Annotated in this window: 18 protein-coding genes; 6 read left to right on the forward strand and 12 right to left on the reverse strand. The window is 73.2% G+C overall.

The window, feature by feature from the left end; translation table 11 throughout:
• Positions 1 to 577: 577 nt before the first annotated feature.
• From ACRAKI_RS18120 to ACRAKI_RS18175, 12 genes are all read right to left on the reverse strand, one after another.
• Positions 578 to 1546 (reverse strand): protein phosphatase 2C domain-containing protein, encoded by a 969-nt coding sequence (locus tag ACRAKI_RS18120; RefSeq protein WP_447008282.1) that lies wholly within the window; start codon positions 1544 to 1546, stop codon positions 578 to 580.
• A 2-nt stretch (positions 1547 to 1548) separates the two neighbouring features.
• Complete coding sequence (locus tag ACRAKI_RS18125) at positions 1549 to 3519, reverse strand: tetratricopeptide repeat protein (protein ID WP_447008283.1); 1971 nt, start codon at positions 3517 to 3519, stop codon at positions 1549 to 1551.
• A 799-nt stretch (positions 3520 to 4318) separates the two neighbouring features.
• A complete protein-coding gene (locus tag ACRAKI_RS18130) occupies positions 4319 to 5281 on the reverse strand; it encodes a glutamate ABC transporter substrate-binding protein (RefSeq protein WP_447008284.1) in 963 nt (320 codons plus the stop codon).
• The gene (locus ACRAKI_RS18135; protein WP_447008285.1) at positions 5278 to 6561 is read right to left on the reverse strand and encodes a hypothetical protein; all 1284 of its coding nucleotides are present in this window, start codon (positions 6559 to 6561) and stop codon (positions 5278 to 5280) included. Before ACRAKI_RS18135 ends, ACRAKI_RS18130 begins: the two co-directional genes overlap by 4 nt.
• 141 nt (positions 6562 to 6702) lie before the next feature.
• Positions 6703 to 7206 (reverse strand): NADAR family protein, encoded by a 504-nt coding sequence (locus tag ACRAKI_RS18140; RefSeq protein WP_447008286.1) that lies wholly within the window; start codon positions 7204 to 7206, stop codon positions 6703 to 6705.
• A gap of 146 nt (positions 7207 to 7352) precedes the next feature.
• Complete coding sequence (locus ACRAKI_RS18145; protein WP_447008287.1) at positions 7353 to 7928, reverse strand: pyridoxamine 5'-phosphate oxidase family protein; 576 nt, start codon at positions 7926 to 7928, stop codon at positions 7353 to 7355.
• Positions 7929 to 7949: 21 nt separating this feature from the next.
• The gene (locus ACRAKI_RS18150; RefSeq protein ID WP_447008288.1) at positions 7950 to 8480 is read right to left on the reverse strand and encodes a hypothetical protein; all 531 of its coding nucleotides are present in this window, start codon (positions 8478 to 8480) and stop codon (positions 7950 to 7952) included.
• A gap of 367 nt (positions 8481 to 8847) precedes the next feature.
• Positions 8848 to 10098 (reverse strand): RNA polymerase sigma factor, encoded by a 1251-nt coding sequence (locus ACRAKI_RS18155; RefSeq protein ID WP_447008289.1) that lies wholly within the window; start codon positions 10096 to 10098, stop codon positions 8848 to 8850.
• Between the two features lies 1 nt (position 10099).
• Positions 10100 to 10456: a YciI family protein gene (locus ACRAKI_RS18160; RefSeq protein ID WP_447008290.1), complete on the reverse strand. Its 357-nt coding sequence runs from the start codon at positions 10454 to 10456 to the stop codon at positions 10100 to 10102.
• Between the two features lie 294 nt (positions 10457 to 10750).
• The gene (locus tag ACRAKI_RS18165; protein WP_447008291.1) at positions 10751 to 11191 is read right to left on the reverse strand and encodes a MarR family winged helix-turn-helix transcriptional regulator; all 441 of its coding nucleotides are present in this window, start codon (positions 11189 to 11191) and stop codon (positions 10751 to 10753) included.
• Positions 11192 to 11249: 58 nt separating this feature from the next.
• On the reverse strand, positions 11250 to 12398 hold the full coding sequence (locus ACRAKI_RS18170) for a winged helix DNA-binding domain-containing protein (protein WP_447008292.1): 1149 nt from the start codon (positions 12396 to 12398) through the stop codon (positions 11250 to 11252).
• A 70-nt stretch (positions 12399 to 12468) separates the two neighbouring features.
• A complete protein-coding gene (locus tag ACRAKI_RS18175; protein WP_447008293.1) occupies positions 12469 to 12918 on the reverse strand; it encodes a GNAT family N-acetyltransferase in 450 nt (149 codons plus the stop codon).
• 153 nt (positions 12919 to 13071) lie between these two features.
• Between ACRAKI_RS18175 and ACRAKI_RS18180 the strand changes: the two genes are divergently transcribed.
• From ACRAKI_RS18180 to ACRAKI_RS18205, 6 genes are all read left to right on the forward strand, one after another.
• Positions 13072 to 13407 carry an ArsR/SmtB family transcription factor gene (locus ACRAKI_RS18180; RefSeq protein ID WP_447008294.1) on the forward strand — a complete coding sequence of 112 codons (336 nt, stop codon included), beginning with the start codon at positions 13072 to 13074 and terminating at the stop codon, positions 13405 to 13407.
• Positions 13408 to 13564: 157 nt separating this feature from the next.
• A complete protein-coding gene (gene rox / locus ACRAKI_RS18185) occupies positions 13565 to 15040 on the forward strand; it encodes a rifampin monooxygenase (RefSeq protein ID WP_447008295.1) in 1476 nt (491 codons plus the stop codon).
• Between the two features lie 168 nt (positions 15041 to 15208).
• On the forward strand, positions 15209 to 16090 hold the full coding sequence (locus ACRAKI_RS18190; RefSeq protein WP_447008446.1) for a TIGR03620 family F420-dependent LLM class oxidoreductase: 882 nt from the start codon (positions 15209 to 15211) through the stop codon (positions 16088 to 16090).
• Between the two features lie 86 nt (positions 16091 to 16176).
• Positions 16177 to 19344 (forward strand): AfsR/SARP family transcriptional regulator, encoded by a 3168-nt coding sequence (locus ACRAKI_RS18195; RefSeq protein ID WP_447008296.1) that lies wholly within the window; start codon positions 16177 to 16179, stop codon positions 19342 to 19344.
• A 118-nt stretch (positions 19345 to 19462) separates the two neighbouring features.
• Positions 19463 to 19909 (forward strand): hypothetical protein, encoded by a 447-nt coding sequence (locus tag ACRAKI_RS18200; protein ID WP_447001696.1) that lies wholly within the window; start codon positions 19463 to 19465, stop codon positions 19907 to 19909.
• Between the two features lie 18 nt (positions 19910 to 19927).
• The gene (locus tag ACRAKI_RS18205) at positions 19928 to 21418 is read left to right on the forward strand and encodes a hypothetical protein (protein WP_447001697.1); all 1491 of its coding nucleotides are present in this window, start codon (positions 19928 to 19930) and stop codon (positions 21416 to 21418) included.
• Positions 21419 to 21465: the final 47 nt, after the last annotated feature.

The raw sequence follows: 21465 nt of genomic DNA on the forward strand, positions 1-21465 counted from the left end.
TGAGGGCCTGCCCGACCGTGCGCACGGTCGCGGTTCGAGCTGGGCGCCCATTCGGGTGCGCTCGCCGCGCGTCAACCGCACGAGCTCGTGCCCCTCGCGAGGAACGCGGCGCAGTTCCGGACGGATTCGACGCCGGGGCCGGATGCTCCTCGACCGTCTCGGTGTAGTCGACCGCGCTTCGTCGCACGCAGTAGCCGAAACGGTTGCCCGCGTTCCAGCAGCCGCGCCGGCCTCGTCACCCGGGCCGGCACCGCCATCGGCGAGGTGTCGACGTCGGGGCGTTGCGCGGACCACTGCGCCAACACGAGGTCGACCGCGTCGGCCATCACGCCTCCAGAGATTTCCAGCGCCGGGAACCGGACGTCACGCGCCCCACCCACAACCAGGTTCCACGATGAAATCAGCAGTCTTCCCGGCTTCCGGTCACCCCGCCGTGGTCGCCCGCCCGCGCGCGGGGAAGCCGGTCCCGAGAGGTGGCCACGGCGGGGTGCCCGGTCCAGCCGGCGTCGGGCACCGGTAGCCGCACGCGACCGCGGCCCACCGGCGGGCACTCGTCCCGACCACCCCGACCACGCACTCAGGCGCCGTGCCCACCCCGCAGCTGGACGACGACCACCGTGATGTTGTCGTGCCCGCCCGCCTTCAACGCCACGTCCACCAGCTCCCGCGCGACCTCCACCGGCGGCAGCCCGCGCGGCAGCACCGCCAGCAGGTCCTCCGGCTCCGGCACGTAGTTCCACAGCCCGTCGCTGCACAGCACCAGCAGGCCCGGCGTCTCCACCCGGAACGTCACCGTCTGCGGCGCCTCGACCCCCGAGTCCGCGCCCAACCACCGCGACAGCACGTGCGCCCGCCGGTCGGTCAGCGCCTCCTCCTCGGTCAGCACACCCTCCGCGACCAGCTGCGCCGCCCACGTGTCGTCCGTGGTCAACCGCGCCGCACCCGCACCGGCCACCAGGTAGGCGCGGCTGTCGCCGACCCAGCCCACCGTCGCCACCTCGTCCGTCACCACCGCCGACACGAACGTGCACGACGGCGCCACCTCGGCCGCCTCCGGCCGCGCCAACCGGCTCACCGCGTCGTTCGCCGCCACCACCGCGTCCCCGGTGGTCTTCTCGGCGTCCGCGCCGGACTGCAACCCCGTCAGCAGCACGTCCACCGCCGTGTCCACCGCCGTCTGCGACGCCCGCTCGGCCCGCTCCGACGACGCCACCCCGTCGCACACCACCACCGCCACACCACGCCCGCGGACCCGCCCGAACGACATCGAGTCCTCGTTGCGCCGACGCCGCCTGCCCCGGTCGCTCACCCCCGCCACACCCGGCAGCACGAACTCCACCCGGTCCCGCGCCGAGGGCCGAGCCCGCCCGCACGCCTCGCAGAACCCGTCCGCGTCGAACTCCTCGCCACCGCACGCGCACATCGGCGGCCACTGCGCGCCCGGACCGCCCACCGGCGTCCGCTGCACCCGCAGGTTGCGCCCGCACGCCTCGCAGAAGCGGTCCTTCGACGTCACCGGCGACGCGCACTCGGGACAAGACTCCATCACTACACCAACGTCCTGGGCCGGACCGCGTTCGCGCGGTCGACGAGCGCGATGCGCTCCTCCGGTGTGTCCGCCAACCGTGCCAACTGCCGGTAGCAGCGTTCCAGACCCGCCCTCAGACCCGGCTCGCTCCACTCGCAGCCCATCACCTTCCCCGCCGGCGGCGCACCGTCGCCCGGCAACGACTCCAACGCCACGCGGAGCAACTCCGCCGTCAACCCGGCCCGCCTCGCCACGTCCAACTCCAACCCCGACAGCCGCGCACCGGCCGCCATCACATCCGACAACGTCCCACCGGCCAACTGCGTCCGCACCGCGGCGACCTGCGCCGCCACGTGGTGGATCGACGTGTCCGGCACCGAGTGCAGCACCTCCACCGCCGCCGCCCGGTCGCCCTGCGCCGACAACGCCCTGGCCAGGCCGAACGCCGCCGACACGTACGCGTGGTCGGTCCGCCACACCACCTCGTAGTAGCCGGCCGCCGCGTCCCGGTCGCCCTGCGCCTCCGCGCACACCGCCGCCGCCAGCTTCGGCGCCGCCTCACCGGGCAGCACGTCGCACACCTGCTCGAACGCGGCCCGCGCGTCGTCCGCGCGGCCGTCCACCAGTGCCGCCACACCCCGGTACCAGCCGGGCCGCCAGTCGTCCGGCGCGGGCGTGCGCGGGTCGCCGTGGTGCGGCGCGGACGACAGCTCGGCGACCGCCTCGTCCTGCCGGCCGGCCTCGATCAACGCCCGCACCACCTGCAACCGCACCTCGGCCGTCTGCACCGGCGCCGCCCGCAACGCCGCCACCACCTGGTCCGGGTCACCCGTGGTCGCCGCCGTCGCCAGGAACCCGGCCGCCGCGTCGGAGGTGTCCACCTGCGGCACCGGCAGGCCCGTCGCCGCCGCCCGCAGGTCCGGCCCGCCCTCCGTGCCGAACGCCCGGCGCTCCGGCGTGAACTGCCGCGACACCCCCGGCCTGGGCACGTCGTCCTGCTGCGCCAACACCTCCCGCAGCACACCCGTGAGCTGCTCGGCCATCTCGTCGGCCGTGGCGAACCGCCGCTCCGGATCGGGGTTCGTCGCCCGCCGCAGGAACCGGTGGAACGAGTCGTGCCGGCGCAGCAGCGGCTGCTCGTCCGGACCGGGCAGCGACTCCCTGTGCCGGCCGCGGAAGTCGAACCCGAAGCTCATCACCGCCAACGCCCGACCCACCGTGTACAGGTCGGACGCCACCGACGGCCCGAGCCGGCCGATCTCGGGCGCCTGGTAGCCGATGGTGCCGTAGATGGGGGAGTGCCGGTCGTCGATGCGCCGCACCGCCCCGAGGTCGATCAGCTTCAACTGCTCCTCGGTCTGGATCACGTTGTCGGGCTTGAAGTCGCAGTACAGCAGGCCCACGCCGTGCAGGTAGCCCAGCGCGGGCAGCACCTCCAGCGCGTAGGCGATGGCCTGCGCCAGCGGCAGCGACCCGGTGTCCGTGCCGTCCGCCCGCGCCTGCTCGATCATGTCCTTGACCGACGTGCCGCCGACGTACTCCATCACGATGTAGTCGACGAGCTCGCCACTGGCCCGGTCCTCGTGCCGCACGAAGTTGTGGATCTTGACGATAGTAGGGTGCTCCACCTCGGCCAGGAACCGCCGCTCCGCCATCGCCGCGGCCATCGCGTCCGCGTCACCGGAGTCCAGCAGGCCCTTCAACACCACCCACCGGTCGCTGACGGCGTGGTCGAGGGCCAGGTAGATCCAGCCCAGCCCGCCGTGCGCGAGGCAGCCGAGCACCTCGTACTGGTCGTGCAGCACCTCGCCGGGCGCGAGCTTCGGCGTGAACGAGTAGTGGTGCCCGCAGTGCCCGCAGAACCCCTCCACCTGACCGGGCCTGCCGTCCCTGCCCCGACCGACCGCCTTGCCGCAGCTGGAGCAGAACCGCTTCGCCTCCGGGACCTCCGGGTTGGCCAGGACGGCCGTAGCCGGGTCCCGGTACGGCACCGGAGGAACCTCCACCAGCCCCGCGCCCAGCCGACCGCGGGCCGAGGAAGGTGTCGCCCCCGACGCCCGTCGAGTCCGCGCCCCCGACCCGCCGGAGCCGGCCGACCCCCTGGCGCCTCCGGAACCACCGACACCCCCCACGCCCGCGCCACCTGCCCACGGCGCCGTGCCCGGACCGCTCGCGGGACCGGTCGCGGGACCGGTCGCGGGACCGGTCGCGGGACCGCTGTCCCGTCCGGTCGCAAGGTCGCTGTGCGCGCCGGTAACGGGGCCGCTGTCCCGCATGGTGGCGCGGCCGCTGTCGGTCCCGCCGTCCCGACCGGCCTGCGGTCCGCCGTAGACACTGGTCGCCGGCCCGCTGTCGGAGCCGCTGTCGGGGCCGCTGTCGGGGCCGCTGTCGGGGCAGGCGCTGGGAGCGGAGCCGGGGGCGGACGTGGGACCGGTGTCGCGCGGGAGTGCGGCGTCGGGTGCCGGAGTCGGAGTGGTGGGGGCGAGCACCGGCGCCTCCCGACGGCAGACGTCGCAGAACCCGTCGGCGTCGACCGCGCCGCCGCACCCGGCTCGTGGACACGTCCTCATCGGGCTCATCCGGGGGCCTCCGTCCTCGCCGGCACCGCGATCTTGCCCCCGTTCAGGTCGCACGGCGCGCCGAACATCGCGTTCCACGCGTGCGGGTGCAGCGCTGGCGTCTCCGATTCCGCGACGTCCGATCCGGGGATGTCCGATTCCGCCACATCCCGAGAACGTCGTCGCAGCCCGTCGAGTGCCCCGCTGTCGCGTCCGTCCATGTCGGCCCCGGTCAGTCCCGGTACACCGGGGCCGGAGGAGGCGGGGGAGGGCCGAGCCACCGCTGGTGGATCCGCGCCCACGTGCCGTCCGCCCGCATCCGCTCCAGCAGCGCGTTGACGAAGCGCACGAAGCCCTCGTCCGCCTTCGGGACAGCCATCCCGTACGGCTCGTCGGTGAACTTCGGCCCCACGACCTTCGTGTACGGGTCCTGCGCGGCGAACCCGGCCAGGATCGTGTCGTCGGTGGAGATCGCGTCGACCTGCCCCTGCTGGAGCAGCACCAGGCAGTCCGTCCAGTTCGGCACCGACACCGCTATGGGCCCGGACGGCGCGGCGGCCACGTTGACCAGCGAACTGGACCCCTTCGTCGCGCACACCCGCTTCCCGCCCAGCGACTCGATGCCCGTCACGTCCGAGTTCGACGGCACCAGCACCCGCTGCCCGGCGTGGTAGTAGACGGTGGAGAAGTTCACCCGCTGCCACCGTTCGCAGGTCACCGTCATGGTCCGCACCACGATGTCGACCTCCCGGTCCTCCAGCGCCGGGATGCGCTGCTCGGAGTTCAGCACCCTGTACTGGATCGCGTCCGGGTCGCCGAACACCGCCCGCGCGACCTCACGCGCCATGTCGACGTCGAAGCCCTCCAACCTGCCGGAGAACGGGTTGCGGAACCCCATCTGATAGGTGTTCTGGTCCACGCCCGCGATCAGCCGCCCCCGCTGCTGGATCCGCGCCATGGTCGACCCGGCCGGCATCCGCCCCGGCTCGGGCAGCGGACCCGTCGGACGCAGGCTCGCCGTCGGGTCGCACGACGCGGGCGGCACCGCCGGCGAGCTGGGCGGCGCGGTCAGCTCCACCACGTCCGCCGGCCGCGGCAGCACCGCCGAACCGCCACCGATCGGCGGCGCGTTGCTGGGCACCGGCGCGCACGCCGCGAGCACCACGGCGAGCAACGCCGTCACCGCGGCCTTCACCAGTACTCCTTGAGCCGCTGCCACAACCCGAACGACGAGGCCGCCGCCGTCAGCAACGCCAGCACCACCACCAGCGGCACGGTGCCGCCCAACGCCGCCCGCGCCCGCCCGATGGCCTCCGTCAGCTCCGCCCGCGCCGCGCCGATGGCCTCCACCAGATCCGCGTCCAACTCGTCGAACGACGTGCCCGCTCCCGCACCTCGCGGCCCCAGCGCCAAGGCCACCGCCTCGGTGAAGTCGCCCGCGTCGTCGGCCGCCCGGATCCGGCGGTGCGCCTCCTGCCACTGCGCGTGGTGGGCGGCGGCCTCCGACAGGGTCGGCGTCCCCTCCAACGCCCGAGCCCGCGCCAGCAGGTCGGCCAGGTTCCGGTCGGAGTCCAGGTAGTCGTTCTCGTACTCGTCGCCGCTGCCGCGCGCGACCAGCGTCAACGTCTCGTCGCCCCGCGCGGTGAGCGTCGCGATCCGCGCCCGCGCCAGCAGGTCCACCAGCGTGGCCTCGTTCTTGCTCTCCGACGCTTCGTGGACCACCAGCAGGCTCGCCGTCAGCGCCCACAGCAGCGAGATCGCGGTCAACGCCGTCGCCACCACCAGACCGGGGTTGAGCACCCGGTTCGTCCGGCGCGTCAGGTACCGCTGGACCACCACCAGCACCACCAGCACCAGCGCGCCGAGCAGGAACTCCAGCCACGGCAGCGACCCGGCGTCCTCCAGGTCGCGCACCACGTTGCGCGTCTCCACCTCGTACAGCTCGCGCGCGGCGGGCAGCATCTGCGTCCGCATCACCGTGGACGCCTCACGCAGGTAGGCCGCGCCCACGGGGTTGCCCTGCCGGTTGTGGGCGCGGGCCGTCTCGACCAGGCCCGTGTACACCGGCAGCCGGTCGGACAGCGTGGACAGCGCCTCGGTCAGCTCGGGGGAGCGGGTGATCGCGCCGGTCGCGGCGGACAACGCGGCGGCGGCCTTCGCCACGTCGGCCTCGTACCGCCGTCGCAGCGCCGTCGACTCCACCCCACCGGACAGGAACGCGCTCGCCGCCGTGGCGTCGGCGTCCGCCATCGCCCGGTAGACCTCCTGGGCGGCGAACGCCAGCGGCTCGCTGCGGTCGGCCAACGCCTCCAACGCGGCCGACCGGTGCCGCACCGACAGCGCGGTCAACGCCCCGACCAGCAGGCTCACCACGATCAGCAGCAGGGCGAGCAGGCTCAGCCGACCCGGCGTGCTGCGGGCCAGGCCGGTCACCCGCCGCAGGGGACCGCGGTTCCGCTGAGCCTCGACCAGCACGACCGCCCCCTTCCCGAGGTGATCGGCGCCACTCGCCGCTCCGATAGCGTAGATCGAAATACGCCGAACGGTCCGCGATTGGCCCCAACCGGCGCGGCACGCCCGGTGCCACCCCGGGCGGCACGCACGGCCGGGTGACGCTCACCTCTCGCGGAGCCGGTCGCGCACCTCCATCAGAGCCTCGCCCAGCAGGTTCAGACCGCGCCACGTGGCCGGATCGGCCGCGCGCACGTCGTCCTCGGTCAAGCCGATGCCCCAGATCCGGTCCATCGGGCTCGCCTCGACCAGCACCCGGTCCCCGGTGCCCAGCAGGTACTCGCGCAGGTCGTCGTGCGCGCCGAACTTCGCCAGGTTGCCGCGCACGACGACGTCCACGCGCCCGGCCACCCAGGTGTCGTCGTCGAACCCGCGGACCTGGCGGCCCAGGGACTTCGCCTCACGTGGCGTGCGCGCCGCGAGGACCCGGGCGGCGGTGTGCTCGTCGCCGAACATCAGCGCCTTGCCGCACATCATGTAGTGCTCGGCCGTCCGGTAGGTGCGCCCGTCCTCCGTGAACGGCGACTCCCACCACTGGCTCAGGCACTGCTTGCCGACCGGCGCGCCGGTCCGCGCCTCGGCACCCCAGAAGAACAGATGGTCCGTCACGGCGCAGACCATGTCACACGGCACCGCTCCGCCGACGGCTTTTCCCGCACGTCCCAGCCCGGCCCGGGCGCCGGCGCGGCTCGACAGCGCGGGTCAACCGGGCGGGTCAACCGGGCGGGTCAACCGGGCGGGTGCGGGGAGCGGGTTCAGCGGGGCGGCAGGGGCAGCGGGAGGGCCGGCAGACCGTCCAGGCTCACCGCGACGTGGTCCTTGCTGTCGCAGTACGCCGAGAACTGCTCGTCGGAGCGGCGCGCGAAGTAGTCCTCGTGCAGTGTCCGCTCCTCCCGGTAGTCCATGAACGGCACGGCGAACCCGCAGGTGTCGCTGATCAGCTTCGCGGTGACCACCACGATCGCCCGCAACGCCGGCCCGTCCGCGTCACCGAACCCGGCCGCCAGCTCGGCGAACCTCGGGTCGTCCCGGAACACCGCCTCACCCGTCCCGTGCACCCGGACGATGTTCGGCGGACCGTCGAACGCGCACCACATGAGCGTGATCCGGCCGTTCTCCCGCAGGTGGGCGATGGTTTCCGCGTGGCTGCCGCCGAAGTCCAGGTATGCCACCCGCCGCTCGTCCAGCACCCGCCAGGTGCCTTTGCGGCCCTTCGGCGACAGGTTCACGTGCCCGTCCGCCGCCAGCGGCGCGGTGGCCGTGAAGAACACCGGCTGCGCCTCGATGAACTCGCGCAGACGCCCGTCGATCCGTTCGTAGGTCTTACCCATGCGGCCAGTATCGACGGCCGGTCACCCCGCGACGACCCCGTAACGCCGAACGTCGCTCACCTTGAGACCGGTGAACGACCGCACACGTCGCCACAGGTCCGACACCCCGACCGCGCCGTCGCCGCGCGACAACGCGTCCCGGTGCGCCTGCGCCGACGTCCACTCCGCGTAGTTCAGCACCCGCGTCCCGTCCGCGCTCACGTGGAAGTGCCCGGAGATCCCGCCCCGGTCGGGCTCCTCCTCGGCCGCCAACGCCGAGAGCACCAGGTCGACCCACTCCTCGGCGAGACCGGGCCGGTCGAACTCCACCGACACCAGCACCACGCACCCCACCGGCCGGTCCGGTGAGGCCAGGCCGACGGACCGGTAACGGCGGTAGACCACGCCGCCACCCACCTCGGGAGGGCAGGACCACTGGGAGTACGTGACCGCGCCACCTCCCTCCAGCGGCTCCAGCCACCGCACGTCCAGCAGACCGCCGGGGCGGGGTTCGAACGGCACGCGGCCGTCGCTGACGAGCACGAGTCCGGCATCGGCACGGGTCAGATCCATACCGCGACGCTAAGCGCGGCGGCCACGCCGTGAATCCGTCACATGACTGGTGGAACCCGTTGCACACCGTTCGGCGACGACACCCGACTCCGGCCACGGTCTCCGAAACCCGCCGTTCCCTGGTCCAGCACTACCGGCTCCGCCGCGACCCGCACGCGGTGCTGCGCCGCATGCCCGACCGGGGTCCGGCCGGGCACCCTCCTGGACGGCCCGACCACGGAGCTCGAACAGCGGATCGCCGACGCGTTCGACACCGTCTCCGTGTCCCTCTGCGAAGGCCTCGAAGGCGTGCGCGGGGCCGTCCTCGCGGGCGACCGGGGAACCATCGACGCCGCGTCGGTGTGGCGGCAGAGGCCGACTGCTCCGGCTAGCTCGACTGGCCGGTGACGGCGTCGAGCCCACGTCGCAGCAGGTCGCGTTCGGCGTCGTTCCCGGCCAGGTCCAGCGCCCGCCGGTAGGCGTCCGCCGCCTCCTCCGTCCGCCCCGCGCGGCGCAGCAGGTCGGCGCGGACGGCGTGGAACAGGTGGTAGCGGTCCAACGGGGCCAACTCGTCCACCAGCGCCAACGCCGCCTCCGGCCCGTCCACCTCGGCCACCGCGACAGCCCGGTTCAACGCCACCACCGGGGTCGGCGTCAACGCCGCCAGGTGGTCGTACAGCTCCACGACCTGCGCCCAGTCCGTGGGCGGCGGGTCGCTGTGCACGGCGTTGATCGCCGCCTGCACTTGGTACGGGCCCGGCCGGTCGCGGCGCAGGCACCGCCGCACCAACGTCCGTCCTTCCGCGACCATCCCCCGGTCCCACACCGAGCGGTCCTGGTCGGCCAACCGCACCAGGCCGCCGTCCGGACCGGTGCGCGCCGGGCCGCGGGCGTGCAGCAGCAACATCAACGCCAGCAGCCCCAGGACCTCCGGCTCGTCCGGCATCAGCTCCGCCAGCACCCGCCCGAGCCGCACCGCCTCCGCGCACAGGTCCTCGCGCACCAACCGGTCACCCGAACTCGCCGAATAGCCCTCGTTGAACACCAGGTACACCACCGCGAGCACACCGCGCAGCCGGTCGGGCAGCTCCGCGTCGCCCGGCACCCGGTAGGGGATGCGCGCGTCCCGGATCTTCGCCTTCGCCCGCACCAGCCGCTGCGCCATCGTCGCCTCCGGCACCAGGAACGCCCGCGCGATCTCCGCCGTGGACAGCCCGCCGAGCAGCCGCAACGTCAACGCCACCCGGGCCGCCTGGTTCAACGCGGGGTGGCAGCACGTGAAGATCAGCCGCAGCCGCTCGTCACCCACCGCGTCCGCCTCTGCGGGGTCCACCCCGCCGACGTGCTCGTCACGCCCGTGCAGCAACGCCGCGCGGGCGTGCTTGTCGTCGCGCGCCGACTCCCGGCGCAGGCGGTCGATCGCCCGGTTGCGGGCCGTGGTGATGATCCAACCCGCCGGGCTCGGCGGCACACCGGTCTCCGGCCAGCGCCGCACGGCCTCGGCGAACGCGTCCTGGACCGCTTCCTCGGCGATGTCGATGTCGCCGAAGACGCGGACCAGGACGGCCACCGACCGGCCGTACTCGGCCCGGAAGACCCCCTCGACCGACGTCACGCCGGCCGCCACGTCACCCGTCACGTCACTCGGGGAAGTCCTGGAGCGGACGCACCTCGACCGGCAGCGTGCACGCCACGCCCATCCGGCGGCCCCACTCCAGCGCCGCGTCCAGATCCGGCACGTCGATGATGGCGAAACCGCCGATGTGCTCCTTGCTCTCGGTGAACGGCCCGTCGATGGCGATCAACTCGCCGTTCTCGCCAGGACGCAGCGTCGTCGCGGTCTCCGGGGCGTGCAGGCCGCCCGAGAACACCCACACGCCGGCCTTGCGCATGTCCGCGTCGACGACCTCGACGTCGGCCATGATCCGCTGCATCTCCTCCGGCTCGGGGATGTCGAAGCCGGTCGGCTCGATCACGCTGATCAGGTACTGGGACATCTCGTCCTCCTCAGGTCGGGTTTCCTGCCCCCTACACGAACGGCACCCGACCGGATCGACACGTCACCGGAAAAATCGGGACGACAATTCCCAGACGACCACGACGAGTGTGCCCACCGAGTGGCAGCGTCCTCGCCCTCGCCGCCGCACGCGCGAGCCGCACGCCCTCGGGCAGGTGGCCGATGGGTAGAAGTCCCGCCCGACCCACCAGCCTCGGCGGCGGCTCGGGCGCCGGCCGTTCCGCCACGTCCAGGTTCTCCACCGGACCGGGCCCGCTCAGCACGACCGCGCGCATCATCCGTGGTGCTCCAACACCAGGTTGAGCATCCGCACCAACTCCTCCCGCTCGGCCGGCGACAGCGGCGCCAGCAGCGAGTCCTGGGCCTGCCCCAACAGCCGGTCCAGGTCGCGCAGGTGCGCCAGCCCCGACGGGGTGATCGTCACGATGTTGCGCCGCTTGTCCACCGGATCCGGCCGCCGCTCGACGAACCCGCCGTCCGCCAGTTCGTTCACCGTGGCCACCACGTCGCTGCGGTCCAGCCCGCACCGCCGGCCGAGGTCCGCCTGGCTGGCCTGCCCGAACTCGTCCAGGGCCGCCATCAGCGAGTAGTGGTAGCGCCGCGCCCCGACCGCGCCCAGGGCGTGCGACACGAGCCGGTGCGCGTGGGTCGTTGCCTGGCCCAGCAGCCAACTCGACGCGCCGCGCAGCCGCTGGGGCGCACCCGTGGTCTCCATGCGGCCGAAGTCTACCCACTTGTTGGCTATGCCAACGATCGTGTGGCCGTGCGGCAGCTCACGCGTGCCCGCCGACCGTCACCGTGCCGATGGTCAGCTCCGGCCGCCCCTCCAGGAACTCCCCGATCCGCTCCACCTGCCGGTCCAGCTCGGCCAGCCGCGCCCGGGACAGCGTCCCGAACGGCTCCACCGTGACCACGATCCGCCGGCCCGACCGCTCCTGGTGCCACACGCCCGCGACCACGCCGTCCACCAGCAGCACCGGGAAGTTGCCCGCCTGCCCGGCCGACAGCGCCCGCTCGAACGCCCGACCGGGGAACAGCACCTCACGCGGGTGGCTGCCCACCACGTACGCGTCGAAGTAGGGCAGCAGCCGCACCCCGCCCGGCGGCTGGTCGGGGAACGACACGTCGCCGCGCACCACCCACCCGCCGTCGACCTGCTCCAGGTCCGCCCGCTCGAACAGCTCGTTCACCCACCGCTTCGGCGCGGCGAGCCACTTCGCGACGTGCGTCCGCGTCGCCGGCCCGTACGAGCGCAGGTAGGAGCGCACCAGCTGCACCGCGCCGTCCTCGGCCGGCGTGAAACCGGGCAGCCACCGCTGCGGACTGGTGTAGGCGGCCTTGCGGCCCTTGTTCGGCGCGAAGCACATCGCGCCCAGGTTCGACGCCGCGCCCATCGCCTCCACCCACCGCGGCCACGGCGTGCCGCCGAACGCCTCCATCACCCGCTCGCCCGCCCACGGCCCGGTGCGCTCGACCACCGCCTCGGTCAACTCGTCACCGGTCAGCTCGGCATCCCGCAACGCGTCCGCGACCGCCGCCACCACCTCGGCGGTCTGCTCCCGGGTGAGCAGCACCGACCGCTGCGGCAACCCCGCCAACGCTCCCGTCCACATCGGCAGGTCCGCCGTCGGCAGCACGTGCACCGTGCCGCGTGGCCCCCGCGTCTTCACCAACGTCCGGTCCACCCACACCGCGTCCCGGACCTGCTGCCGGGTCAGGTTGGTGCGCAACCCGATCGACCACTCCGCCGCCGACATCACCTGGGCGTGCGCGCCGCACATCGCCCGCACCACCGCCACGGGGTCGTCCAACGGCTCCAGCAGCGAATGCCGGCGCAACCGCCGGCCGATCACCCGCTCCACCGGGACCGGACGGTCGACGTGGTCACCGCGGCTGCCGCGGGGAATCCGGATCTCGGTCACCGGACCCACGCTAGAAGCGATCCCGGACAGGACGCGTCCTGAATGGGGGCACGCCTCGATCGAGGTGCGCCTAGATCGAACCCGGATGCCCGAACTGGGCGATCCGCAGCCCGCCGCCGACCACCACCGTGTCGACCAACCGGAACCCCAGGCTCTCGTACAACGCGATGGCGGGCGCGTTCGCCGCACCCGTCGACACGATCGCCGGACCGCCCTCGGCCAGCACCTGCTCCACCAACCGCCGCGCGAACCCCAACCGGAAGTGGCTGGGCGCCACGCACAACCGGTCGATGTCCAGCACGCCGTCGACCTTCGCGTAACCGACGAACGCCACCAGCTCGCCGTCCACGTACCCGCCCAGCCACCGCAACGGCAACCGTCTGATGTCGTCCAGGGACTCGTGCAGCCCCGGGATGGCCGTGCTGCCGATGAGGTCGGCCTCCACCGCGTAGGACTGCAACGCGATCCGGTGCACGGCCTCCGCCGTCGCGTCGTCGGTCAGATCCAGGGGAACGATCATGCGGCCACCGCCTGCTCGTGGGTCGGGACGTGGGACGTAGGGCGAAGATTGCCATTCGGTGATCGCTTTAACCACGATGTCCCGCACCCCACCACGCCCGGATCGAAGTACCTCGATACGTCGTCACGGGCTCGTATACTCGGCGGGATCGCCATGACGACACCCGCGGACCTCCCACCGGACGCCTCCGAGCAGCTGCTGGAGGCGTTCAAGGCGTTGGCCAACCCGGTCCGGCTCCAGGTGCTCCACTGGCTGCGCGACCCCGAGCGCCACTTCCCGGTCGACCCGGACACCGCGGAGCAGGTCGGCGTGTGCGTGAGCCACATCCAGGCGAAGACCGGCCTCGCGCAGTCGACCGTGTCCGCCTACATGGCGTCGCTGCACCGTGCCGGGCTGGTGCGCGCGACGCGCGTGGGCAAGTGGACCCACTACCGGCGCGACGAGCAGCACATCGCCCGACTCGTCGACGTTCTCGGACGCACGCTGTAGCGCGAACGGGCCGGAAGAGCACAAAAGGCAAGGAGTCACGCACTCCTTGCCACTCCTAACTTATAGCGCACCGGGGGTCTTGCCGCAAGACCCGGGTTGTGCTGCACAGTCTCCGCTCGGAGTCGAGATACGACTTCGTTCCGAACGGGGGATCGTCGTGATCGACGTGATCGTGGCCGGCGCCGGGCCGACCGGTGTGATGCTGGCCGCCGAGTTGCGTCTGCGGGGCGTGCACGTGGTCGTGCTGGAGAAGGAGACGGAGCCGACCCAGGTCGTCCGCTCGCTCGGCCTGCACGTGCGTAGCATCGAGGTGATGGACCAGCGCGGGCTGTTGGACCGGTTCCTCGCGCACGGCACGCAGTACCCGGTCGGCGGTTTCTTCGCCGGCATCGCCAAGCCGTCACCGGACCGGCTGGACACCGCGCACCCGTACGTCCTCGGCATCCCGCAGACCATCACCGACCGCCTGCTGACCGAGCACGCCCTCGAACGCGGCGTCGAGATCCGGCGCGGCTGCGAGCTGGTCGGGCTGAGCCAGGACGACGACGGGGTGACCACCGAACTCGCCGACGGCACGCGGCTGCGCGCCCGCTACCTCGTCGGGTGCGACGGCGGACGCAGCACGGTGCGCAAGCTGCTCGGCGTCGGCTTCCCCGGTGAACCCAGCCGGGTCGAGACGCTGCTGGGCGAGATGGAGGTGGACGTGCCGCCGGAGACGCTGACCGCCGTGATGACCGAGGTCCGCAAGACCCAGCTCCGGTTCGGCGCCACGCCCCTCGGGGACGGGGTGTACCGGATCGTCGTGCCCGCCGACGGGGTCGCCGAGGACCGCACCGTCCCGCCGACCCTGGAAGAGGTGAAGCGGCAGCTGCGCGCGACCGCCGGCACCGACTTCGGCGTGCACTCGCCGCGCTGGCTGTCCCGCTTCGGCGACGCCACCCGGCTCGCCGAGCGCTACCGGACCGGCCGGGTGCTGCTGGCCGGCGACGCGGCGCACATCCACCCGCCGACCGGCGGGCAGGGGCTCAACCTCGGCGTCCAGGACGCGTTCAACCTGGGCTGGAAACTGGCCGCCGAGGTCAACGGCTGGGCGCCGGAGGGACTGCTGGACAGCTACCACGCCGAACGGCACCCGGTGGCCGCCGACGTGCTGGACAACACCCGTGCCCAGATGCAGCTGATGTCCCCGGACGCGGGTTCCCGGGCGGTGCGCCGGCTGCTGACGGAGCTGATGGACTTCGACGAGGTGAACCGCCACCTGGTCGAGAAGATCATCGCGACCGGGATCCGCTACGACGTCGGTGCAGGTGCAGGTGCAGGTGCAGGTTCGGGTGAGGGGCACGAACTGCTCGGCCGGCGACTGCGGGACGTGGGGCTGAAGCGGGGCCGGCTCTACGGGCTGATGCACGACGGCCGGGGGCTGCTGCTCGACCAGACCGGGCGGCTCTCGGTGGAGGGTTGGGCGGACCGGGTGGACCACGTCGTCGATGTCAGCGAGGAGTTGGACGTGCCGGCGGTGCTGGTGCGGCCGGACGGCCACGTGGTGTGGGTCGGTGAGGACCAGCAGGGCCTGGTCGCCCGCCTGTCGCAGTGGTTCGGGGCGGCCACCGGCGTGGCCTTCTCGCCGTCCTGACAGGACGCCGGCACGCGGCCCGGTCCCACCGCTCACGCCACGGGACCGGGCCGCGTGCCGGCGTCGTTGCCGGAGGGCCCACGCCGCTCGTATCGATAATCTGCGATACTTCGATCTGTATGAGGGTCCGGGCGGTGCGAGGGGGGAGACATGGGTTCGATCGACGGGATGGACCCGGGGCGCTTCGGGGTCTGGACGTTCGACTTCGAGGACCAGCCGGCGGGTGTGGTGCGGGAGTCCGTCCAGGAACTGGAAGAGCTGGGCTGGCGGGCGATCTGGGTCCCGGAACTCCTCGGACGCGAGGCGATGACCCACGCCGGGTTCCTGCTGTCCTGCACCCGGCGCCTCATCGTCGTCAACGGCATCGCCAAGATCTGGTTCCGCGAGCCGCAGTGGGCCCGGGGAGCGGCGTTGCTCCTGGCCGACGCGTACCCGGATCGCCACCTGCTCGGTCTCGGTTTCGGGGACGTCCGCCCGGGGGTGAAGCCACTGCGGGCGATGAGCGACTACCTCGACGCCATGGACGCGACGACCAGCCCCAACCCGCTGCCGCGGTCACCGATGCGTCGGCTGCTGGCGGCGTACGGGCCGAAGATGCTGGAACTGGCCCGTGACCGCTCCCTGGGCGCCCACACCTACCACGTGTCGGTGCGGCACACGGCGCAGGCGCGGGAGGTGCTGGGCGACGGCCCGTTCCTCGGCGTGGAACACGCGGTGCTGTTCGAAACCGACCCGGACAAGGCACGCGAGACCGCTCGCGAGCACCTGCGCCCCTACCTCACCTCGAAGTACAACGTCGCCAAGTTCCTCCGCCTCGGCTACACCGGAGCCGACATCGCCGGCGGGCGCGGCAGCGACCGGCTCGTCGACGACCTGGTGTTCTGGGGCGATGTCGACACGATCGTCGCCAAGCTGCACGGCCACCTCGACGCCGGCGCCGACCACGTCGGCATCCAGGTCATCGGCACCCGACCCGGGCAGACCGCCATGCCCCACTGGCGACACCTCGCCGACGCCCTCCTGCCGGACGCCCTGCCCAACCCGAGCTGACCGATCCTCGGTTGTGCCCCACCACTTCCTCGCAACTGCCGGCAGAACCCCCGATAATCCGACACGAGGATCTTGGGGGAGGACTCGTGCGAATCCGTGTGCTGGGACCGGTCACCGTGGGCGCCGTGGACGGGGGCCTCGGCGGCCCGAAACCCAAGGCGCTGCTGGTGGCCCTCCTGAGGCAGACGCGGCACGTGGTCGCCACCGAACGGCTCGTGGACCTGCTGTGGGACGACTCGCCGCCCTCCTCCGCCACCGCGCTCGTGCACACCTACGTGTCACTGCTGCGGCGCGGGCTCTCGGCGGCGGGACTGGCCGACGCGGTGCGCACCCGCGCACCCGGCTACCAGCTCGACGTCGAACCGGGGGAGTGCGACGTCCACGTCTTCGAGCGGGAGCACGAACGGGCGCGGCAGGCCGAACGCGCGGGCGCGTTCCAGGAGGCCCACGAGGGCTACCGGCAGGCGTTGTCGCTGTGGCGCGGCCAGGCGCTCGGCGGTGTGGACACCCGGTTCGCCATCGCCTGGGCGGACGACCTGCACGAACGCCGACTCGCCGCGCGCGACGGGTTGGCCCGGTCGAGCCTGGCGCTCGGCCGGGTCGAGGACGCCGCCGACGAACTGCGCGGACTGGTCGGCGAACACCCGTTGCGCGAGGAGAGCCGCGCCCTGCTCATGCGCGCCCTGGCCGAATCCGGGCGGCAGGCCGACGCCCTGGAGGTCTACCGCGACGGACGCCGCCGCCTGCTCGACGAGCTGGGCATCGAACCCGGCAGACACCTGCGTGACCTGCACACCGCCATCCTCGACGGCTCCCTCACCGCAGCCACCCCGACCGCCGCCGACCCGGCCGCCACCACTCCGGCCACGGCGGCGCACGCCGTGCGGACCCCGGCCAGTCCGGCCCATCCCACTCCGGCCCATCCCACGCAGACCCGCCCGGCCGTGCAGGCCCCCGAACGGCCCGTGGCCCGCACACTCCCGCCCGACATCGGCGACTTCACCGGACGCGGCGAGGAGCTGGCCGCCGTCCTGGCACTGGGCAACACCCCGCCCGACGAACGCGCCACCGCGCCGGTCGTCGTGGTGTCCGGTGCGGGCGGCACCGGCAAGTCGGCGCTGGCCGTGCACGCCGCGCACCGCCTGGCCCAGCGCTACCCCGACGGTCAGCTCTTCGCCGACCTGCGCGGTTTCGGCGCTGAGCTGAGCCCGCTCACCGCCCTGGCACGGTTCCTCACCGCGCTCGGCGTGCCCGCCGCCGAACTGCCCGCCACCCTCGACGAGCGCATCGCCCTCTACCGGCAACGCCTGGCCGGCCGGCGGCTGATCGTCGTGCTGGACAACGCCCGCAGCGAGCAGCAGGTGCGCCCACTGCTGCCCGGCGACCCCGGCTGCCTCGTCCTGCTGACCAGCCGGTCCCGGCTCGCGGGCCTCGGCGGCGCCTCCGCCGTCGAGCTTGAGGTCTTCGACAGCACCTCCGCGGTCGAGATGCTCGGCAAGATCATCGGCCGGGACCGGGTCGCCGCCGCCCCGGACGCCGCCGAACGCATCGCCGTCCTCTGCGCCGGCGTCCCGCTCGCCCTCCGCGCCGCCGGGGCGAAACTGCTGGCCCGACCGCACTGGCCGCTGAAGTCCCTGGCCGCCCGGCTCGCCGACGAACGGCGCAGGCTCGACGAGCTCACCGTCGGCGACCTGGCCATCCGGTCCTGCCTGTCGCTCAACTACGCCGAACTCGACGAGCTGCGACGCCGCGCGTTCCACCTGCTGTGCCTGCTCGACCTGCCCGACTTCGGCTGGTGGATCGCCGCGCCGCTGCTGGAGGTCGACCTCGCCGAGGCCGAGGACATCGTCGAACACCTCGTGGACCTGAGGCTCCTCGACGTCGCCGGCGTCGACGCGATCGGCCGCGTCCGCTACCGCTTCCACGACCTCGTCCAGCTCTACGGCGCCGAACAGGCCGCCGAGCACGAGACACCCGACACCGTGGCCGCCGCCGTCGCCCGTTCCCTGACCGCGTGGGTCGCCCTCGTGGAGGCCGGAGCGCGCCGCCTGCCACGGGTGGCCCTGGGCCTGCGCATCGTCCCGACCGACCGCGCCGAGACCCACCCCGACCTGATCGCCGAGGTCGAGGAGGAACCCCTCGGCTGGCTCCGGGCCGAGACCAGCGCCGTGGTCCGCGCCGTCGAACGCGCCCACGAACTCGGCGTCGACCGCGCGGCCACCCTCCTGGTGTCCTCCCTGCTGTCCTCCGCCTTCGCCATCCGCAACGAGTTCGACGGCTGGCAGCGCACCCACGAGGTCGCCCTCACCCTGGCCCGCCAGGGCGACGACCGGCGCGCGGAGACCGTCGTGCTCGCCGGCCTCGGCCAACTGCACTACGAGAAGGACGACTTCACGGCCGCGCTGACCCACTTCGAGCAAGCCCTCGATCACGCCGACGCCCTCGAAGACGACACCGCCCGCGCCGTGTGCCTGGTCGGCATCGGCACCGTGCACCGGGAACTCGGCCGCGTCACCCTCGCCCGCGACACCCTCACCACCGCCGCCGGACTCGGCGCGCGCCTCGGTGACGACAGCGTCGTGGCCGCCGCCGACTACGGCCTGGGCTCCCTGCACCGCGACCACGGCGACCTCAACGACGCCGCCGACCGGTTCCGCGACGCCGCGCAGCGGTACGCCGCGGCGAACGACCCACGCGGCGAAGCCCTCGCCGTGCGCGGACTGAGCCTGTGCCACCGCGCCCTCGGCGAGTACCGGCAGGCCGCCGAGCTGAGCGCCCGCGCCACCACCGCCCTCCGGTCCATCGGCGACGAACTGGGCGCCACCTACGCCCGACAGGCGTGGGCGAAGGCGAGCCTGCGCCTGCCCGAGCCGACCGGTCCCGCCGAGAGGACCGACCTCGCCGCCACCCTGACCGACTGCCTCGCGGTGTGCGAACGCAGCCGCGACCGGTTCGGCGTCGCCCTGGTCACCCGCACCCTCGGCGAACTGCACCTCGCCCGGGGTGACCTCGACACCGCCCGCGACCACCTGACCGCCGCACTGGACCTGTGGACCGAACTGGACCTGCGCGTCTGGCGCGCCCGCACCCTGCGCGACCTGGCCGCCGCCGACCCCGCCCGGCAGGACGCGCACTGGGCCGCCGCCCTGGACCTCCTGCGCGGCACCGGCGCACGGGAGGAACGCGAACTCGCCGCCACCACACCGCAGCAGTGGCGTGACACCGTCCGGGGCCAGGCAGAACAGCGCGGCTGAAGGAAACCTGTAGGTCCGTGAGGCGCACCTGCGCACGGCCTGGAGCCGATCTGCAGGCGTGATCACCAAGCTTCCTCTTGTCAGCGAGAACGACGACAGGAAGCGAGGTGAGACCACGATGGCCACCGCACGGACACCGAACCCGGACGCGGCCCCCGAGATCACCCGGGGCGAGATCGTCCACCGTGCGGAGAGCTGGCTGCGGGAGCCCGTGCCGTTCAGCGGCACCCGGTTCCACCAGAACGAGCACGGCATCTACCGGGCCGACGACGCCGGCTACGTGTCCATGGCCTGGGGACTGCCCGGCATCCCGCCCGACCGGCACGGCGGGCTCGACCTCGCCGGCCTCACCGCGATCAGCCTGCGGGTCCCCGGCGCCGACCTGCTGGCAGGCGATCTCCTCGTCGACGCCGGCACGCGCGTCGCGCTGTTCCACGAGTGGGCCGACGCCACCCGCACCGCCTGCTGGGTCTTCGAGCAGGCGCCGGGCACCGGCACCGCCCACCGGCTCGTCCCGCACCACACCCGTCTCGACGCCAGGCGCCACCCGCGCCTGGCCCGATGATCCCCGAAAGGACCCACCGTGTCCCACACCATCGGCTCGACCCTGCGCGGAATCCTCCTGGCCACCGCCGTCGCGGGCGGCACCCTGCTCGCACCCGGCGCACCCGCCATCGCCCAGGGCGACTTCAACGCCATGCTGATGTGCGAGACCAAGCAGAACCACCTCAAGACGACCCGCGCCGAGATCCTGGCCCGGTCGCAGAGCTGGCTCACCGAGCGCGTCCCCTACAGCCAGGCCACCTGCTACCGCAACGCCCACGGCCAGTACCGCGCCGACTGCTCCGGCTACGTCTCCATGGCGTGGGGCGCCCGCTTCAGCTACACGACCTTCGACATCCACTACATCTCCCACGAGATCCCCCGCTCCCAGCTGCAGCCGGGCGACGCCCTCAACGACTCCGACTCGCACATCGCGCTGTTCCTGCGCTGGGCCGACGCGGCGAAGACCATGCCCGTGGTGCGTGAACAGGCCGGCCCCAACGGCTCACCCACGATCGAACGCACCTGGACGGCCGCGTACGCCGGCCAGTACACGCCGATCCGCTACGACCACCTGGTCGAGGCCGCCCCACCCACCGACGCGGCGGACCCGATGTACCACCAGATCCGCAACGCCGACACCAACTGGACCGGCTTCGCGCCCCTGTCCGGGTACGAGACCGACATGCCGGGCGACGCCAAGGACGTGGCCATCGCCACCGGCCCGAACGGCACCGCGCACGCCGTGATCGTCGGCGCGGACGACCTCGTCTACCACCAGGTCCGCAACGCCGACAGCACCTGGAGCGGCTTCCAGCCGCTGTCGGGGAACGGCACCACCACGCCCGCCAAGGGCAAGAGAGTCGCCGTCACCGCCGCACCCGACGGCACCGCCCAGGTCGTCATCGTCGGGTGGGACGACCGGATCTACCACCAGACCCGGGGCGCCACCGGCAACTGGACGGGCTTCCAGCCGGTCAACGGCATGGACACCACCGCGCCGGCGGCCGGCAAGGACGTGGCCATCGACGCCCTGCCCGACGGCAGCGCGCACCTCGTGATCGTCGGCGCGGACGACGTGGTCTACCACCGCGTGCGCACGGGCGTCGACTGGACCCCGTTCCGGCCGCTCGCCGGCTACCAGACCACCGCCCCGGCCAAGGCCAAGCGGGTCGCGGTCACCGGCATGGCCGACGGCCGGGTCCAGGTCCTCATCGTGGGCTGGGACGGAAAGGTCTACCACCAGACCCGCAACGTCGACACCGCCTGGACCGGGTTCCAGCCGGTGGCCGGGATGGGCACCACCACCCCGGCGGCGGGCAAGGACGTCGCCATCGACGCCCACCCGGACGGCAGCGCCCAGATCCTCGTCGTCGGCGGTGACGACGGCATCTACCACCAGGTGCGCACGGGCTCCGACTGGAGCGGGTTCCGCGCCGTGGCCGGCATGGGCTCCGACGCCAAGGGCAGCCAGGTCTCCCTCTCCGCGGACGACAAGGGCCGCGCCCAGATCCTGATCGTCGGCCACTGACCCCGTCCCGGCGGTCCGCCGCGCCCACCCGCGCGGCGGACCGCCCC

Source organism: Saccharothrix isguenensis, from assembly GCF_052936305.1.

What these genes read in the sequence shown, in the direction of transcription:
- ACRAKI_RS18120 (WP_447008282.1), bottom strand. Translation starts at nt 1,546, where the DNA reads ATGGAGTCTTGTCCCGAGTGCGCGTCGCCGGTGACGTCGAAGGACCGC.
- ACRAKI_RS18145 (WP_447008287.1), bottom strand. Translation starts at nt 7,928, where the DNA reads ATGGGTAAGACCTACGAACGGATCGACGGGCGTCTGCGCGAGTTCATC.
- ACRAKI_RS18150 (WP_447008288.1), bottom strand. Translation starts at nt 8,480, where the DNA reads ATGGATCTGACCCGTGCCGATGCCGGACTCGTGCTCGTCAGCGACGGC.
- ACRAKI_RS18160 (WP_447008290.1), bottom strand. Translation starts at nt 10,456, where the DNA reads ATGTCCCAGTACCTGATCAGCGTGATCGAGCCGACCGGCTTCGACATC.
- ACRAKI_RS18165 (WP_447008291.1), bottom strand. Translation starts at nt 11,191, where the DNA reads ATGGAGACCACGGGTGCGCCCCAGCGGCTGCGCGGCGCGTCGAGTTGG.
- ACRAKI_RS18175 (WP_447008293.1), bottom strand. Translation starts at nt 12,918, where the DNA reads ATGATCGTTCCCCTGGATCTGACCGACGACGCGACGGCGGAGGCCGTG.
- ACRAKI_RS18180 (WP_447008294.1), top strand. Translation starts at nt 13,072, where the DNA reads ATGACGACACCCGCGGACCTCCCACCGGACGCCTCCGAGCAGCTGCTG.
- ACRAKI_RS18190 (WP_447008446.1), top strand. Translation starts at nt 15,209, where the DNA reads ATGGACCCGGGGCGCTTCGGGGTCTGGACGTTCGACTTCGAGGACCAG.
- ACRAKI_RS18200 (WP_447001696.1), top strand. Translation starts at nt 19,463, where the DNA reads ATGGCCACCGCACGGACACCGAACCCGGACGCGGCCCCCGAGATCACC.